This window comes from Aliiroseovarius marinus (assembly GCF_004360145.1).
In the GTDB taxonomy this organism is placed as follows: Bacteria; Pseudomonadota; Alphaproteobacteria; order Rhodobacterales; family Rhodobacteraceae; genus Aliiroseovarius; species Aliiroseovarius marinus.
The window spans coordinates 276175-290373 of sequence record NZ_ML178713.1 but is presented as its reverse complement, the minus strand read 5'-3'; the positions used below and the strand labels follow the sequence as shown (position 1 = coordinate 290373).

General features: G+C 60.4%; 14 protein-coding genes. 9 read left to right on the top strand and 5 right to left on the bottom strand.

The window, feature by feature from the left end; all coding sequences use genetic code 11:
• Positions 1 to 589 (top strand): hypothetical protein (locus tag EOL43_RS15410; RefSeq protein ID WP_205669521.1); only part of this gene is annotated, 589 nt, incomplete at its 5' end.
• Positions 590 to 828: 239 nt separating this feature from the next.
• Here EOL43_RS15410 and EOL43_RS04745 read toward each other — a convergent pair.
• Together EOL43_RS04745 and hpaR are read right to left on the bottom strand one after the other, a co-directional pair.
• On the bottom strand, positions 829 to 1944 hold the full coding sequence (locus tag EOL43_RS04745; RefSeq protein ID WP_205669520.1) for an aminodeoxychorismate synthase component I: 1116 nt from the start codon (positions 1942 to 1944) through the stop codon (positions 829 to 831).
• Between the two features lie 106 nt (positions 1945 to 2050).
• Positions 2051 to 2503 (bottom strand): homoprotocatechuate degradation operon regulator HpaR, encoded by a 453-nt coding sequence (hpaR, locus tag EOL43_RS04740; RefSeq protein WP_133486066.1) that lies wholly within the window; start codon positions 2501 to 2503, stop codon positions 2051 to 2053.
• A gap of 104 nt (positions 2504 to 2607) precedes the next feature.
• Here hpaR and hpaE point away from each other — a divergent pair, with 104 nt between their 5' ends.
• From hpaE to modC, 7 genes are all read left to right on the top strand, one after another.
• Positions 2608 to 4116 carry a 5-carboxymethyl-2-hydroxymuconate semialdehyde dehydrogenase gene (hpaE, locus tag EOL43_RS04735; protein ID WP_133486064.1) on the top strand — a complete coding sequence of 503 codons (1509 nt, stop codon included), beginning with the start codon at positions 2608 to 2610 and terminating at the stop codon, positions 4114 to 4116.
• Between the two features lie 13 nt (positions 4117 to 4129).
• The gene (hpaD, locus tag EOL43_RS04730; RefSeq protein ID WP_133486062.1) at positions 4130 to 4981 is read left to right on the top strand and encodes a 3,4-dihydroxyphenylacetate 2,3-dioxygenase; all 852 of its coding nucleotides are present in this window, start codon (positions 4130 to 4132) and stop codon (positions 4979 to 4981) included.
• 15 nt (positions 4982 to 4996) lie between these two features.
• Positions 4997 to 5854 (top strand): fumarylacetoacetate hydrolase family protein, encoded by an 858-nt coding sequence (locus EOL43_RS04725; protein ID WP_133486060.1) that lies wholly within the window; start codon positions 4997 to 4999, stop codon positions 5852 to 5854.
• The gene (gene hpaH, locus EOL43_RS04720; protein WP_133486058.1) at positions 5851 to 6651 is read left to right on the top strand and encodes a 2-oxo-hept-4-ene-1,7-dioate hydratase; all 801 of its coding nucleotides are present in this window, start codon (positions 5851 to 5853) and stop codon (positions 6649 to 6651) included. The genes EOL43_RS04725 and hpaH overlap by 4 nt, the downstream gene beginning before the upstream one ends.
• A gap of 101 nt (positions 6652 to 6752) precedes the next feature.
• Positions 6753 to 7493, top strand: coding sequence for a molybdate ABC transporter substrate-binding protein (modA, locus tag EOL43_RS04715; protein WP_240686461.1), 741 nt, complete (start codon positions 6753 to 6755; stop codon positions 7491 to 7493).
• On the top strand, positions 7490 to 8182 hold the full coding sequence (gene modB / locus EOL43_RS04710) for a molybdate ABC transporter permease subunit (protein WP_133486054.1): 693 nt from the start codon (positions 7490 to 7492) through the stop codon (positions 8180 to 8182). Before modA ends, modB begins: the two co-directional genes overlap by 4 nt.
• Positions 8179 to 9279, top strand: coding sequence for a molybdenum ABC transporter ATP-binding protein (gene modC / locus EOL43_RS04705; protein ID WP_133486052.1), 1101 nt, complete (start codon positions 8179 to 8181; stop codon positions 9277 to 9279). Before modB ends, modC begins: the two co-directional genes overlap by 4 nt.
• 63 nt (positions 9280 to 9342) lie before the next feature.
• Here modC and EOL43_RS04700 read toward each other — a convergent pair whose 3' ends face one another.
• The 3 genes from EOL43_RS04700 to EOL43_RS04690 form a co-directional block, all read right to left on the bottom strand.
• Positions 9343 to 10644, bottom strand: a complete 1302-nt coding sequence (locus EOL43_RS04700) for an NAD(P)/FAD-dependent oxidoreductase (protein ID WP_133486050.1) — start codon at positions 10642 to 10644, stop codon at positions 9343 to 9345.
• Positions 10645 to 10713: 69 nt separating this feature from the next.
• On the bottom strand, positions 10714 to 12108 hold the full coding sequence (locus EOL43_RS04695; RefSeq protein ID WP_133486048.1) for an aspartate aminotransferase family protein: 1395 nt from the start codon (positions 12106 to 12108) through the stop codon (positions 10714 to 10716).
• A 138-nt stretch (positions 12109 to 12246) separates the two neighbouring features.
• Positions 12247 to 12900 carry a GntR family transcriptional regulator gene (locus tag EOL43_RS04690; protein WP_240686460.1) on the bottom strand — a complete coding sequence of 218 codons (654 nt, stop codon included), beginning with the start codon at positions 12898 to 12900 and terminating at the stop codon, positions 12247 to 12249.
• Positions 12901 to 13062: 162 nt separating this feature from the next.
• Here EOL43_RS04690 and EOL43_RS04685 point away from each other — a divergent pair, with 162 nt between their 5' ends.
• Positions 13063 to 14148 (top strand): polyamine ABC transporter substrate-binding protein, encoded by a 1086-nt coding sequence (locus EOL43_RS04685; RefSeq protein WP_133486046.1) that lies wholly within the window; start codon positions 13063 to 13065, stop codon positions 14146 to 14148.
• Positions 14149 to 14199 lie beyond the last annotated feature (51 nt).

Sequence of the window (14199 nt, the reverse complement as noted above, 5' to 3'; positions counted from 1 at the left end):
GCGGCGCTACCGTGGTCCAATATTGCGCCGCCCTTTATACATCTTCAATAGCAGTTCCAAAGGTACTCAAAGCATGTCTTTCTGTAATACACTATGCGCCTACTACCCTGATACGCTCGAATTGTCTTCTTTTTCAAGCGTTCAAGAGGTTGGCATAGGGTTATTCTTGGGCTTAGCCATCCTCCAGATCATTACATCGGGTGGGGTTTCTTCACTATATCGGAAGGTGGATAGGCTTAACGACGCTGTGAAAGCGAACCAACTTAACGGCCTGAGAGCGGACTTCCGGCGCATAAAAAACCAGATGGTAACACTGGAGCAGCGACTTCAGTCCTTCGGCTTTACTCTCTTCTCAGTAGTATTCGCGTTAGTCGCAATTGCCGTTGGCACACTCGCCGCAACTACGCTTATTTCAACTCGTGAGGCAACGTGCTGGATGGGCTTGCTACTACTGGGATACAACTTGCTTCTACCTGTGCTTATGTTCGCGGGGGTCACTCTCTACGTTCGGAAGCTGTCCTCCGGTGTAAGAAATGAGATCGAAACCTTCGAACGCTCGGTTATCAAGCAGCTCACAGGAACGAACTAGTGTTATAAGCAGCAGAAGTTTGTAGCTAACTCTTGACGCTGTTCTTTCAGCCCGACAAAAAGGTGGGACAAATCGCAATCTGCCCTTCACGCGAATACAGCCTTATCAATGGTTTATCGAGATGGCGGACGATCCAAGGTCGCCCACCATTTTCCAAACCTCCCGAAAAACAAATGACGTGAAGTTTGGCTTCGGAACGAAGGGCTTAGGCCCTCGGGACGTCTTTATTTGACGTGCGCTTAACGCTCCAACCGCGACGCAAACCGCGCCTTCCACAGCGCCTCTTCATATTCCGACGCGGCGGTGCTGTCATAGACCAGCCCCCCGCCCACGTTCAGCGTCGTGTCCTGTCCGTCCAGCAAAAGCGTGCGGATGGCGACGTTGAATTCCGAGCGCCCATCAGGGGCCATCCACCCGATCGAACCGCAATAGATGTCGCGTGGATTGTGCTCCAGTTCCGCAATAATTTCCATCGCGCGCAGTTTGGGGGCACCGGTGATCGACCCGCAGGGGAAGAGCGCGCGCAGGATATCGGACAAGCGCGTGCCCGCCTCCATCTGGCCGCGGATCAGCGACACCATTTGGTGTACGGTCTCGTAGCTTTCGACGGTGAACAGCTCGGGCACATGGACGCTGCCAGCCTCGCAAATGCGCGAGATGTCGTTGCGCAGAAGGTCCACGATCATCAGGTTCTCGGCCTGATTTTTCTCATCCGTTTTCAGAAACACCGCGCGGGCGGCGTCCTCGACAGGGTCGGAACTGCGGGGTTGGGTGCCTTTCATCGGGCGGGTCTCGATCATCCCGTCGGCATCAGTACGGAAGAACAACTCGGGCGAGCGGGACAGGATCGCGGGCAGCCCATCGGCCTGTACCAATGCGCCATATTGCACCGGCTGCAACCGGGTCAGCGCGTGATAGAGCGCCTGTGCGTCGCCCTGTGCCCCACCCCGGATCGGGAAGGTCAGGTTCACCTGATAGGTATCGCCTGCGCAGATATAATCATGCACGGCCTGAAACCCCCGCGCGTAGGTTTCGGCATCCCAATCGGGCGTCAGATCGGACAGCGCGGCATCGCCGGGCTGAAGCGCGGGTGCGGTGCTGGGGCCGTCATAGAGACCAAACATCAGAAGCGGCAGGCGGCGGTTTGGTTTCAGCAGAGCCTCAAGTCGCGGCTCCAGCGCATAGCCAAGCTCGTAGCTGGCAAACCCAGCCAGCCAAGCCCCGCTTTTCTGCGCCTGATCCAGACGGTCCAGCGCATCAGGCACATCGTCTAGCGACCAAGCCACGATCTGATCCTGCGGGGCCGTGAACAGCCCAGCATCCCCATCCGGTCCATGATCAAATCTGATGTCCACCTGCAAAGCCTCCGCTGCGAAACGGTGATACCCTTCTGCGGGATACACCTGCGGACGAAAGGCGGCGTTTGCAAGCCCTTATGCGCCAGAAGAGGGTATGGAGACGTCAGAGCTTTGCAGATTGCAGCTTTTCCAGAAGATCCAGAAGCTGTTTGACCTCGTCCTCGCCCATATGCGTCTCGATCCGGGCGGCGATGTCATTGGCCAGATGCAGGTTTTCACGTACGATTGCGCGCCCTTTGTCGGTGATCGTGACCAGCGTGCGGCGCTTGTCCTTTGCGTCGGATTGGCGCGAGATCAGGCCATCTGCCTCCATCCCGCGCAGGATCCGCGTCAGACTGGGCAAAAGCAGGCAGGCCTCTTTCGCGATGGTGCTTTGTTCAACCTCGCCCAGCTCGTCCAACGTGCGCAGGATGCGCCATTTCTGCTCGGTCAGCCCAAGTTCGCCCAGCATGTCACGAATCGGCTGCATTACGACCTCGCGCGCCCGAAGAAGCGAGATGGGCAGAGAGCGCGAGGTGCTGGGAAAGCCGGAGCGGGTCGAATTATTCTTGGTCATGAGGGCTTTATAGCAAGGGGCAGGAAATGAACAAAGCAACTATTTGACAGCGCCCACTTCATTAGTTAACATCGCAATTAATAATTAGACTGAATGAGGGCGACATGTCGGATCTGGACAGCAATCTTACGAAACTCTCGGGCTATCTTGAACGGTTCCGTGCGGGTGGAATCAAGAACCGCATCGCGGGCGAGGATCGGGACGGCGCGGCTGGCGTGTTCCAATCGACCAGCCCCGTCGACAAGTCGGTGATTTGCGATGTGGCCCACGGCACGGCGGATGACATCGACGCCGCCGCCAATGCGGCTCATGACGCCTTTGCCGCCTGGCGCGACATACCCGCGACCGAGCGTCGCCGCATTTTGCTGAACGTCGCCGACGCCATCGAGGCCCGTGCCGAAGAGATTTCGCTGTGCGAATGCTGGGACACCGGCCAGACATTGCGCTTCATGTCGAAAGCCGCCCTGCGTGGGGCCGAGAACTTCCGCTATTTCGCCGATCAGGTCGTTCAGGCCCGTGACGGCCAACACCTGAAGTCGCCCACCCTAATGAACGTCACCAGCCGGACGCCGATTGGCCCGGTGGGCGTCATCACCCCGTGGAACACGCCTTTCATGCTGTCCACCTGGAAGATCGCCCCCGCGTTGGCCGCAGGCTGCACCGTGGTGCACAAACCCGCCGAAGACAGCCCGCTGACCGCCCGCCTACTGGTCGAAATCGCGGAAGAGGCCGGCCTGCCCAAAGGAGTTTTGAACACCGTGAACGGCTTTGGCCCTGACGCTGGCAAAGCCCTGTGCGAGCACCCGAAAATCAAGGCGATTGCCTTTGTCGGTGAAAGCCGCACGGGCAGCATGATCGTCAAGCAGGGCGCGGACACCCACAAACGCAACCACTTGGAACTGGGCGGGAAAAACCCGGTGATCGTCTTTGACGATGCCGATCTGGACCGCGCTCTGGATGCGGTGATCTTCATGATCTACTCGATCAATGGCGAGCGCTGCACGTCCTCCTCGCGCCTGTTGGTGCAGGACACCATCAAAGAAGAATTCGAGGCCAAGCTGGTCGAGCGTGTGAACAACATCAAAGTCGGGCACCCGCTGGATCCCGCGACCGAAATCGGCCCGCTGGTGACCAAGACACACTATAACAAAGTGACCTCCTACTTCGACATCGCCAAGGAAGATGGCGCGACGGTGGCTGCAGGTGGTGTGACCGTCGGCGACGAAGGCTATTTCGTGCGCCCGACGCTGTTCACCAACGCCACCAACCAGATGCGTATCGCGCGCGAGGAAATCTTCGGCCCGGTCCTGACCTCGATCCCCTTCTCGACCGAGGACGAGGCGCTGTCGATTGCCAATGACACGGACTATGGCCTGACCGGATACGTCTGGACCAACGACCTGACCCGCGCGCTACGCTTCACAGACAAGCTGGAAGCAGGCATGATCTGGGTGAACTCGGAAAACGTGCGCCACCTGCCGACTCCGTTTGGCGGCGTGAAAGCATCCGGCATCGGGCGTGACGGTGGCGATTGGTCGTTCGAATTCTACATGGAGCAAAAACACGTCGGTTTCGCCACCGGCCAACATAAAATCATGCGCTTGGGCGCGTAAGGGAGGAATACCAATGGGAGAGATCGTACTCGCCGCAAAGATGACCCACGTGCCGACGCTGTTGATGTCGGAACAGGAAGGCCCGATCAAAGGCAAGCGCCAGCCAGCCATCGACGGTCACCGCGAAATCGCGCGCCGCGCCAAGGAGCTGGGCGTTACCACCGTCATCATCTGCGACACGCACTGGGTGATCAACGCGGGCTTCCACATCAACGCGAATGCCAAGTTCGAGGGCCTCTTCACCTCGAACGAATTCCCGCAGTTCATTCAGGATCTTCCCTACTCCTACGAAGGCAACCCCGAGATGGGCGACGCTATCGCCAAGATCGCGACAGACAAGGGCGCTTATACGCTGTGCCATCATCTGGATAGCCTCGAGCTGGAATACGGAACCCTTGTCCCCATGCGATTCATGAGCCGCGAGCATGACATGAAGGTGGTCTCGGTCGCCGCTTGGGCCACCGTGCACGACCACGACGAAAGCCGCATCATCGGCGAGGCAATCCGTGAAGCGGTGGAAGCCTCGGACGAAAAGGTGCTGCTGGTCGCGTCGGGATCGCTGTCGCACAAGATCTGGGCCAACAAGGATTACGCCGCCAACAACGGCACCTTCACTATCAGCTCGGAATTCAACCGTCAGATGGACCTGCATGTGCTTGAGATGTGGAAAAACGGCGATCACGCAACCTTCCTGAAGATGCTGGGCGAATACGCCGAGTTCTGCTGCGGCGAAGGCTCGATGCACGACACTGCGATGCTGTATGGCGCATTGGGCTGGGATAAATACGAGGGCAAATGCGAGGTCGTGACCGAGTACTTCCCCTCGTCCGGCACGGGCCAAACCAACGTCATTTTCCCGGTCTGATCAAAGGACTATTCGATGAAACTCGCTACGTTCTCTGCCGAAGGCGAAATCTTCTTCGGCGCGATCACTGATGCCGGTGACGCCATCGCTCTGAATGCGGATTTTCCGCACTACGCCACGCTGTACGAGGCGATTGCGGATGGGGCTATGACGGACCTGTTTGCAGTGGCCGAGGGCCGCGCTGCCACGCATTCGACCTTCGCCTACGAGATGGTGATGCCCGATGCCCGCCGCATCCTTTGCGTGGGCGTGAACTTCCCGGATCGCAATGCCGAATACAAAGACGGCAGCGCGCAGCCGAAATACATGTCTCTGTTCCCGCGCTTCGCCAGCGGGTTCACCGGGCATAACCGCCCCCTGATCCGTCCGCCGGAAAACCACACGTTGGACTATGAAGGCGAGGTGGCGATTGTCATCGGCAAGACGGGCCGCCGGATCGCGGCAGAGGAGGCCTATGACCACATCGCGGCGTTGACCCTGTGCAACGAAGGCACGATCCGCGATTGGGTGCGCCACGCGAAGTTCAACGTGACGCAAGGCAAGAACTGGGACCGTTCGGGCGCGATTGGCCCGTGGTTGGTGCCCTTCACCGACGCTGCCCAACTGGATGACGCGCGCATCCAGACCCATGTGAACGGAGAGCTGCGTCAAGACGATACGCTCAACCGCATGATGTTCCCGATCCGCGAGGAAATCGCCTATATCTCGACCTTCATGACGCTGCAGCCCGGCGACGTGATCGTCACCGGCACGCCCACCGGCGCAGGCGCGCGGTTCGATCCGCCAAAATACCTTGTACCCGGCGACGTGGTCGAGGTCTCGGTCAATGGCATCGGCACGTTGTCGAACACGATCGAGGACGAAGTGGTATGACCCCCGAAGATCACGCCCGCGCCGCCGCCGATTTGCTGCAGGCCGAAAAGACCCGCGACCAGATCGGCCTGCTGACCAAGCGCCACCCCGAGATGGGGATGGACGATGCCTATCAGGTGCAGAACGCGATCTACCGCGCCAAACTGGGCGCGGGGCGCAAGGTGATTGGCTGGAAGATCGGGTTGACCTCAAAGGCGATGCAATATGCGTTGAACATCGACATCCCGGACAGCGGGATCCTGTTTGACGACATGCTGTTTCAGAACGGCGCAACGGTGCCTGCGGGCCGGTTCATCCAGCCCCGGATCGAAGCCGAGATCGCTTTTGTCATGAAAAACGCCATCGGGGGTGATGCTGTCACCCGCGAAGACGTGATCGCCGCCACGGATTATGTCGCGCCCTCGATCGAAATCCTCGACACCCGCATTCAGCGCGTCGATCCCGAAACCGGCAAGACTCGCTCCGTGTTTGACACCATTTCAGACAACGCCGCCAATGCTGGGATCGTTCTTGGCAACGAACGCCACGCAGTCGACGCGTTCGACCTGCGCTGGGTCGGCGCGATCACCTCGCGCAACAACGAGGTCGAAGAGACCGGTCTGGGCGCAGGCGTCTTGAACGACCCCGTAGAAAGCGTCGTCTGGCTGGCCCGCCGCATGGCGCAGTATGGCCAAAGCATCGAACCCGGCCAGATTGTCCTGTCCGGCAGCTTCATCCGCCCCGTCGAATGCCCCTCGGGCACCGCTATTCACGCCGATTTCGGACCGTTTGGCAGCGTAGACATCCACTTCGCCTGACCGCTGCGACCGCAAAACCCCTTGCTGACGGGCCGCGCATCCCGTTATCTCGACCCGAGATGTTTTTGTGCGCCCGTCGATATACCCTTGCCGCCCTGATTTTGGGCGCCTCCGGCCTGCCCTCTTTCGCCGATAAGATCACCGTCTTTGCTGCCGCCAGTCTGGGCGGGGCGCTGGACGAGTTGGCCGAGGCGTTCGAGGGCGATACCGGGCACGAAGTGGCCCTGTCCTTCGCGGGGTCTTCGGTTCTGGCCCGCCAGATCACCTTGGGCGCACCTGCGGACGTGTTCCTATCGGCAAATGCGGATTGGATGGATGCGGTTGAGGATGCGGGGTTGCTGGCGGACGGCACGCGCCGGGATTTCGCCGGGAATGCGCTGGTGTTGATCGCGCCCGCAGAACTAGCTGCGCCGACGAAGCTACCAGTGACGCCCGAAGAATTCGCAGCGGCCCTGAATGGCCGCAGGCTGTCCATGGCATTGGTTGACGCCATCCCGGCAGGGCAATACGGCAAGGCCGCCTTGTCGCATCTAGGCCTGTGGGATACAGCCGAACCCCACGTCGCACAGACAGACAACGTCCGTGCGGCCTTGGCGTTGGTTTCCTTGGGCGAGGCGCGATTGGGCGTGGTCTATGCCACGGATGCGCAGGCGGAACCAAAGGTGCGCCTCGTCGCGCCTTTCCCTGTCGAAACACACCCACCGATCACCTATCCAGCGGCGGCAATTGCATCCGGCGACGTGGCCACTGCCACCGCCTTTTTGGACTATCTGACCAGCGGGGCCGGGCAAGCCATCCTGCAAAACCACGGTTTTCTGCCTGCCCCCGAGTTGCCGGAATGAGCTGGCTTGGCCCGGATGAATGGCAGGCGGTTGCGCTGTCCCTGAAGGTCGCTGGCTGGGCAACCGCCCTGTCCCTGCCCGTCGCCATCTGGGTCGCACATCTGCTGGCCCGCAAGGACTTTCCCGGCAAGCAGGTCGTGAACGGGCTTGTCCACCTGCCCCTGATCCTGCCGCCCGTCGTCACCGGTTACCTGCTGCTTCTGACCTTCGGCGGGACCGCTCCGCTTGGAGCATTCCTAACCAAGCTGGGCCTTCCGCTGGCCTTCCGCTGGACCGGCGCGGCGCTTGCTGCCGCAATCATGGGCTTTCCCCTGATGGTCCGCGCCATCCGCCTGTCGATCGAGGCTGTGGACCCCAAGCTTGAAGCCGCTGCCGCCACGCTGGGTGCCAGCCGCTGGTCGGTCCTCACCACCGTCACCCTGCCCCTTGCCCTGCCCGGCATCATTGCCGGCGCGATCCTTGGGTTTGCCAAAGCCATGGGCGAGTTCGGAGCGACCATCACTTTCGTGTCGAATATTCCGGGCGAGACGCGCACGGTCCCATCCGCCATCTACAGCTTCCTGCAAGTGCCGGGCGGCGAGAATGCCGCGCTGCGGTTGGTCGTGATCTCGATCATCATCGCCATGGGCGCGCTGGTCGCGTCCGAAGTGCTGGCCCGCCGTGTCGCCAAGCGGATGGAGGACGCATGACACAGCCCGCCCTCTCGATCACCCTACGCGCCAGCCGTCCCGGTTTCGATCTGGACGTGGATGTCACTGCGCCTGCGGGTCTGACCGTGCTGTTTGGCGCATCGGGATCGGGCAAGACCAGCGTGGTCGACGCAGTGGCGGGTCTAACTCAAGACGTGTCGGGGAGGATCGCGGTTGGGGATCAGGTGTTGTTGGACACGACCCAAGGCACCTACCTGCCCGCGCATGAACGCCGCATCGGCTATGTCTTTCAGGACGCCCGCCTGTTTCCGCATCTGACCGTCAGGCGCAATCTGGACTACGCCCGTCGTGTCACCCGTCAGCCCGCAGATGCTGCCCGTTTCGATCATGTCGTCGAGATGCTGGGCATCGGCCACCTTTTGGACCGCCGCACCCCGCGCCTGTCGGGGGGCGAGAAACAGCGGGTTGCCATCGGGCGGGCGCTTCTGTCGCGCCCGCAGCTGATCCTCGCCGACGAACCGCTGGCCGCGCTGGACGATCCCCGAAAAGAAGAAATCCTGCCCTATTTCGAACGCCTGCGGGACGAGGGCGAGGTGCCCATTCTCTATGTCACCCACTCGACCAGCGAGGTTGCGCGGCTGGCCACGACCGTTGTGGCGCTGGAAAACGGGCGCGTAATCCGCCAAGGCAGTGCAATCGAGGTTCTGGGCGATCCAAGCTTCAGTCCCGGCGATGTACGCTCGGTTGGGGCAGTGATCGAAGCCCGCGTGGCCACCCATCACGACGACGGGCTGACCGAGTTGAACGCAGGCAGCATCCCGCTGTTCCTGCCCCGCATCGCCCGCGATCCCGGCACATCAGTGCGGGTCCGCATCGCCGCACAGGACGTGATCCTGTCGCGCGGACGGCCCGAGGGGATTTCCGCGCTGAACTGCCTGCCCGGCGTGGTACAGGGGGTGCAGGAAGGGGCGGGTCCGGGGGCGATCTTGTCGCTGGATACTGCTGCGGGAAGGGTTCTGGCGCGGATCACCAAACGCTCGCTTGCGGCAATGGATTTGTCCGTCGGAACAGAGCTTTATGCGATTGTGAAAACCGTGGCCGTTGCCCCCAGCGATGTGGGCGGGCCGAAGGGGTAATCCAGCCCGAAACGCAAATTCGGGCACGCGTCCGCCCGCCCCATGGCGGGCGCTTGGAACCCTCTAAAGCTTATCGCGCAAACTGAACCACAGCATCGCCGCCACTAACAGCGGCCAGCGCAGCGCCACACCACCTGGGAAGCGTTGGGTCGGAACCTGCGCCATCAAGTCAAACCGCTCGGCCTGACCCGAGATCGCTTCGGCCACCATCTTGCCGCCCAGCGTCGCCATCGCCACGCCATGCCCGGAGTAACCGGACGCAGACAGCACATTCCCCTGCAGCCGCTCGAAATGCGGCATGCGGTTCATGGTGATGCCCAGCGTGCCGCCCCACGCATAGTCGATCTTTGTGTCTTTGAGCTGCGGATAGATTTCCAGCATCGGCTTGGACACCAATTTCACGATGTCCTTCGGGAACTTGTAGCCATAGCTCTCGGCCCCGCCGAACAGCATGCGGTTGTCGTCCGACAGGCGGAAATAGTTGATCACGAACTTGCTGTCCGCCACGGCGTGCCCGTCACGGATCAGCGACTTGGCGAAATCATCGCTTAACGGCTCGGACGCCAGAATGTAGTTGTTGATCGGCATGACCCGCGCAGCGACATGCACCTGCGTGTTGCCCAGATAGCCATTGCAGGCCCAGACCAGATGGCTGGCGCGGATCTTGGCGGTGTCTGTCGAAACAGTGACTGTACCACCTTCTTTGACATCGGTCACGCGGCTGGTCTCAAAAATCCGCGCGCCAGCGGCCACCGCCGCTCGCGCCATGCCGAAGGCCAGACGCAGCGGATGCGTGTGCCCTGCCCCCATGTCCAGAGAACCGCCGTGATATGCGGGCGAACCGCACAGCTCGCGCATTTCCTCGCGATCCACGGTGCGGATCAAGTCATAGCCGTAGTCTTCGTTCAGCTTGCGCACATAGGCGTGATCCTCGGGCACATAGCGTGCGCGGTGCATGGCGTGGATGATGCCGTCTGTGAACCCCGCATCAGGCGCGTGTTTGGCGACCATGTCGCGCACCAACTGCACGCTTTCGGCGGCCATGTCCCACAGCTTGCGGGCATCTTCCTTGCCCACCATTTTCTCCAACTCGTCCTGATCCAGACGCTGGCCCATACCAACTTGCCCGCCATTGCGCCCCGAGGCGCCGAAGCCCACGCGCTGCGCTTCCAGCAAGACCACATCATAGCCACGCTCGGCCAGATGCAGGGCCGCTGACAGGCCAGTGAATCCGCCACCGATGACGCAGACATCACACGACACATCGCCCTGCGCAGCCGGAAACGGGCCGGGCGCGTCGGCGGTGGCGGCATACCAGGATTGGGGATACTCCCCATGGCGGTCATTTGCGGTCAGCAGGTCCATGGAACCCTCGGATTATACAGGTAGGGGATATCGAATAGGGCGAGCCTGTGACCCGCCCCTGAGACTGGATTATCCAGCGACCAGAAGGCCTTTTTCTTTCACGATTTCATAGGCTTCGTCCAACGCTTTGCGGGCGCGGGTGATCAGCGTATCGATCTCGTCCGTGGTGATGACCAGCGGGGGGGCGATCACCATGCGGTCGCCGACGTGGCGCATGATCAGGTTGTTGGCGAAGCAGCGCTCGCGGGTGATCAGACCAACAGTGCCAGCATCCGAAGCAAAGGGCGCGCGTGCCTCTTTGTCAGGCGTCAGCGCCAACGAGGCCATCAGGCCGACGATCTTGGTCTCGCCCACCATCGGGTGGTCCGCCAGTTCGTGCCATTTTTCGGCCAAGTAAGGGGCGGCAACGTCGCGCACATGCTCGACAATGCCTTCCTCTTCCATGATGCGCAGGTTTTCCAGCGCAACCGCACAGGCCACCGGGTGGCCGGAATAAGTATAGCCGTGGTTGAACTCGGTGCCTGCCAGCACCTCGGCGACCTTGTCCGAGACCAGCGACGCGCCGATCGGCGCATAGCCCGAGCTGAGACCCTTTGCGACCGTCATGATATCCGGTTTCAGATCATAGGTCTGGCTGCCGAACCAGTTTCCGGTACGACCAAAGCCGGTGATGACCTCGTCCACGATCAGCAGGATGTCGTATTTCTGGCAAATCCGCTGGATTTCCGGCCAGTAGGTGTCGGGGGCGACGATCACGCCGCCAGCACCTTGGATCGGTTCGCCAATGAAGGCCGCGACCTTGTCTGCGCCGACCTCTTTGATTTTGGCTTCCAACTCTTGTGCGCGGGCCAGACCGAATTCCTCGGGCGTCATGTCGCCGCCTTCGGCGTACCAGTTGGGCTGCTCGATGAACTCGATGCCGGGGATCGGCAGGCTGCCCTGACCGTGCATGCCCTTCATGCCGCCCAGCGAGGTGCCGCCAATCGTCGACCCGTGATAGGCGTTCCAGCGCGAGATGATCACGTCGCGTTCCGGCTGGCCCTTCTCGGCCCAATAGGTGCGGACCATGCGGATGTTGGTGTCATTCGCGTCCGAGCCGCCATTGGCATAGAACACGTGGTTCAGATCGCCCGGTGCCAGTTCGGCCAGCTTCTGGGCCAGCGCGATGGCGGGCACGTGGGTGGTCTGGAAGAAGGTGTTGTAATAGGGCAGCTCGCGCATCTGGCGGGCGGCGACCTCGGCAATGCTTTCATTGCCATAGCCGATGTTCACACACCACAGGCCGGCCATGCCGTCCAAGATCTCTTCGCCTTCGCTGTCTTTCAGGAACACGCCCTTGGCCGAGGTAATCACCCGCGCGCCTTTCTTGCCCAATTCACCATCATTGGTGAAGGGGTGCATATGGTGTGCGGCGTCGATGGCCTGAAGCTCGGCGGTGGGCAGATGGTTGGTGATCTTGTTCATCCTGGATCTCCTAGAAAACGTGGTCGGGTTGCGCCCAAGGACAGGAGAATCACCCACCCCTTGGTTCGCACCAAAAGCTGAGTTCACAATATGATCAAAAATTAGACTGTCAACGTGTGACCCGCGATCTGATCAAATTCAGGCGGACAAAAGCGTCTCGCGAACCTGGGCGATTCCCTGCTCGATGTCTTCACGTATGGCGGCCGCGACCCCCTCGCCATCGCCTGCGCGCATGGCGGCCATGGCCTCGGCATGTTTGTCGGGCAGGTTGGCAGTACCATAGCGACCCAGCACCACGCGCAAGGACGGACCCGCCCGCAACCACAACATATTGGCAATGGATGACAGGACCTCGGATTCGGCCTGATCATAGAGATACGCATGGAAGCGGTAGTTGTGTTCGAGATACCCGCGCACATCGCCACGATCGATGGCGGCGTTCAGCTGATCATCATACGAGGACAGTCGTACAATATCGTCCACATCTATGTTTTCTGTGGCTTTCCGCGCCAGCTCAGGTTCAACAGACAGACGGGCAAAGGCGATATCATTCCACTGCGCCATGTCAGGTTGCGGCACCGAAACGCGGCGGTTGCCCTTGAACTCTAACGCCCCCTCCGAGGTCAGTCTGCGGATCGCTTCGCGCACCGGGGTCATGCCCACATCCAAGGTCGAGACCAACCCCTGAATGGTCACAGGCTGACCGGGGGCCAGTTCCCCAAACAGAATCATTTCCCGCAAAGTGCGGTAAACACGCTGATGATCTGGCAGTTTGGCTTGGTGATCAGACAAGTTTGCCCCCGTTATTACAATTGTTTTGCCTATTAAGGCGTCGAAGATAACCTTTGAAAGCAACCTACTATGACTTACGCAATTTTACCATATTGCGTGAATCGCATTTTTTTGATCAAATATCGCAAATGGGCGTCATGCCCCAATACAGGGAGAGAATGTATGAAGAAATCTTGGCTACTGCTGAGCGCAGCCTTTGTAATGGGGGCAACCGCCGCCACCGCAGAAGAAGTGCGCGTCTATAACTGGTCGGACTATATCGACGAAGAACTGCTGACAAAATTCGAGGAAGAGACCGGGATCGACCTGATCTATGACGTGTTCGACTCGAATGAAGTTTTGGAAACCAAAATGCTGGCCGGTGGGTCGGGCTATGACGTTGTGGTTCCCTCGGGCACCTTCTTGCAGCGTCAGATCGTGGCCGGTGCCTTCCAGAAGCTGGACGTATCGAAGCTGCCCAACCACGGCAACCTGTGGGACGAAATCGCAGCACGCACCGAGACCTATGATCCCAACAACGAATACTCGATCAACTACATGTGGGGCACCACCGGCATCGGTGTGAACATCGGCAAAGTGACCGAGGCCCTGGGCGAAGACGCCCCGATGGACAGCTGGGACCTGGTCTTTGACCCGGCCAACATGGAAAAGCTGGCCGAGTGTGGCGTCCATTTCCTGGATGCGCCGACCGAAATGATCCCCGCCGCTCTGAACTATATCGGTGAAGATCCCAACAGCCACGATCCCGAAGTGATCGCGAAAGCTGAAGCCGTCTATGCTGCTGTACGCCCGTATATTCAGAAGTTCCACTCGTCTGAGTACATCAACGCACTGGCCAACGGCGACATCTGCGTGGCTGTAGGCTGGTCCGGCGATGTGTTCCTGGCGCAGTTCCGTGCGGACGAAGCCGAGAACGGGCACGAGATCGATTATGCTATTCCGGTTCAGGGTGCCCAGATGTGGTTCGACCAAATGGCCATCCCGGCGGATGCTCCGAACCCGGACGCAGCACACAAGTTCATCAACTTCATCCTTGATGCCCAGAACGCGGCCGCAGCCACCAACTATGTCTGGTACGCAAGCGGCAACAAAGCGGCACAAGAGTTCATCGATCAGGAAATCCTGGACTATCCGGCCGTCTACCCGGATGCAGAAACCCAAGAGAAGCTGTTCACCACCACGCCCTATCCGGCGAAAGTCCAGCGTGTCGTGACGCGCCTGTGGACCAAGATCAAGTCGGGCACCTAAGCCCACTCTCCCGCTCCCCCTGGTCTCATCGCAGTCAGGGGGAGCACCCTT

Excerpts from the sequence above, each read along its gene's own strand:
- EOL43_RS04725 (WP_133486060.1), top strand. The coding sequence starts at position 4,997 with ATGAAACTCGCTACGTTCTCTGCCGAAGGCGAAATCTTCTTCGGCGCG.
- hpaE (WP_133486064.1), top strand. The coding sequence starts at position 2,608 with ATGTCGGATCTGGACAGCAATCTTACGAAACTCTCGGGCTATCTTGAA.
- modC (WP_133486052.1), top strand. The coding sequence starts at position 8,179 with ATGACACAGCCCGCCCTCTCGATCACCCTACGCGCCAGCCGTCCCGGT.
- hpaD (WP_133486062.1), top strand. The coding sequence starts at position 4,130 with ATGGGAGAGATCGTACTCGCCGCAAAGATGACCCACGTGCCGACGCTG.
- modB (WP_133486054.1), top strand. The coding sequence starts at position 7,490 with ATGAGCTGGCTTGGCCCGGATGAATGGCAGGCGGTTGCGCTGTCCCTG.
- hpaH (WP_133486058.1), top strand. The coding sequence starts at position 5,851 with ATGACCCCCGAAGATCACGCCCGCGCCGCCGCCGATTTGCTGCAGGCC.
- EOL43_RS04700 (WP_133486050.1), bottom strand. The coding sequence starts at position 10,644 with ATGGACCTGCTGACCGCAAATGACCGCCATGGGGAGTATCCCCAATCC.
- EOL43_RS04685 (WP_133486046.1), top strand. The coding sequence starts at position 13,063 with ATGAAGAAATCTTGGCTACTGCTGAGCGCAGCCTTTGTAATGGGGGCA.
- hpaR (WP_133486066.1), bottom strand. The coding sequence starts at position 2,503 with ATGACCAAGAATAATTCGACCCGCTCCGGCTTTCCCAGCACCTCGCGC.
- EOL43_RS04695 (WP_133486048.1), bottom strand. The coding sequence starts at position 12,108 with ATGAACAAGATCACCAACCATCTGCCCACCGCCGAGCTTCAGGCCATC.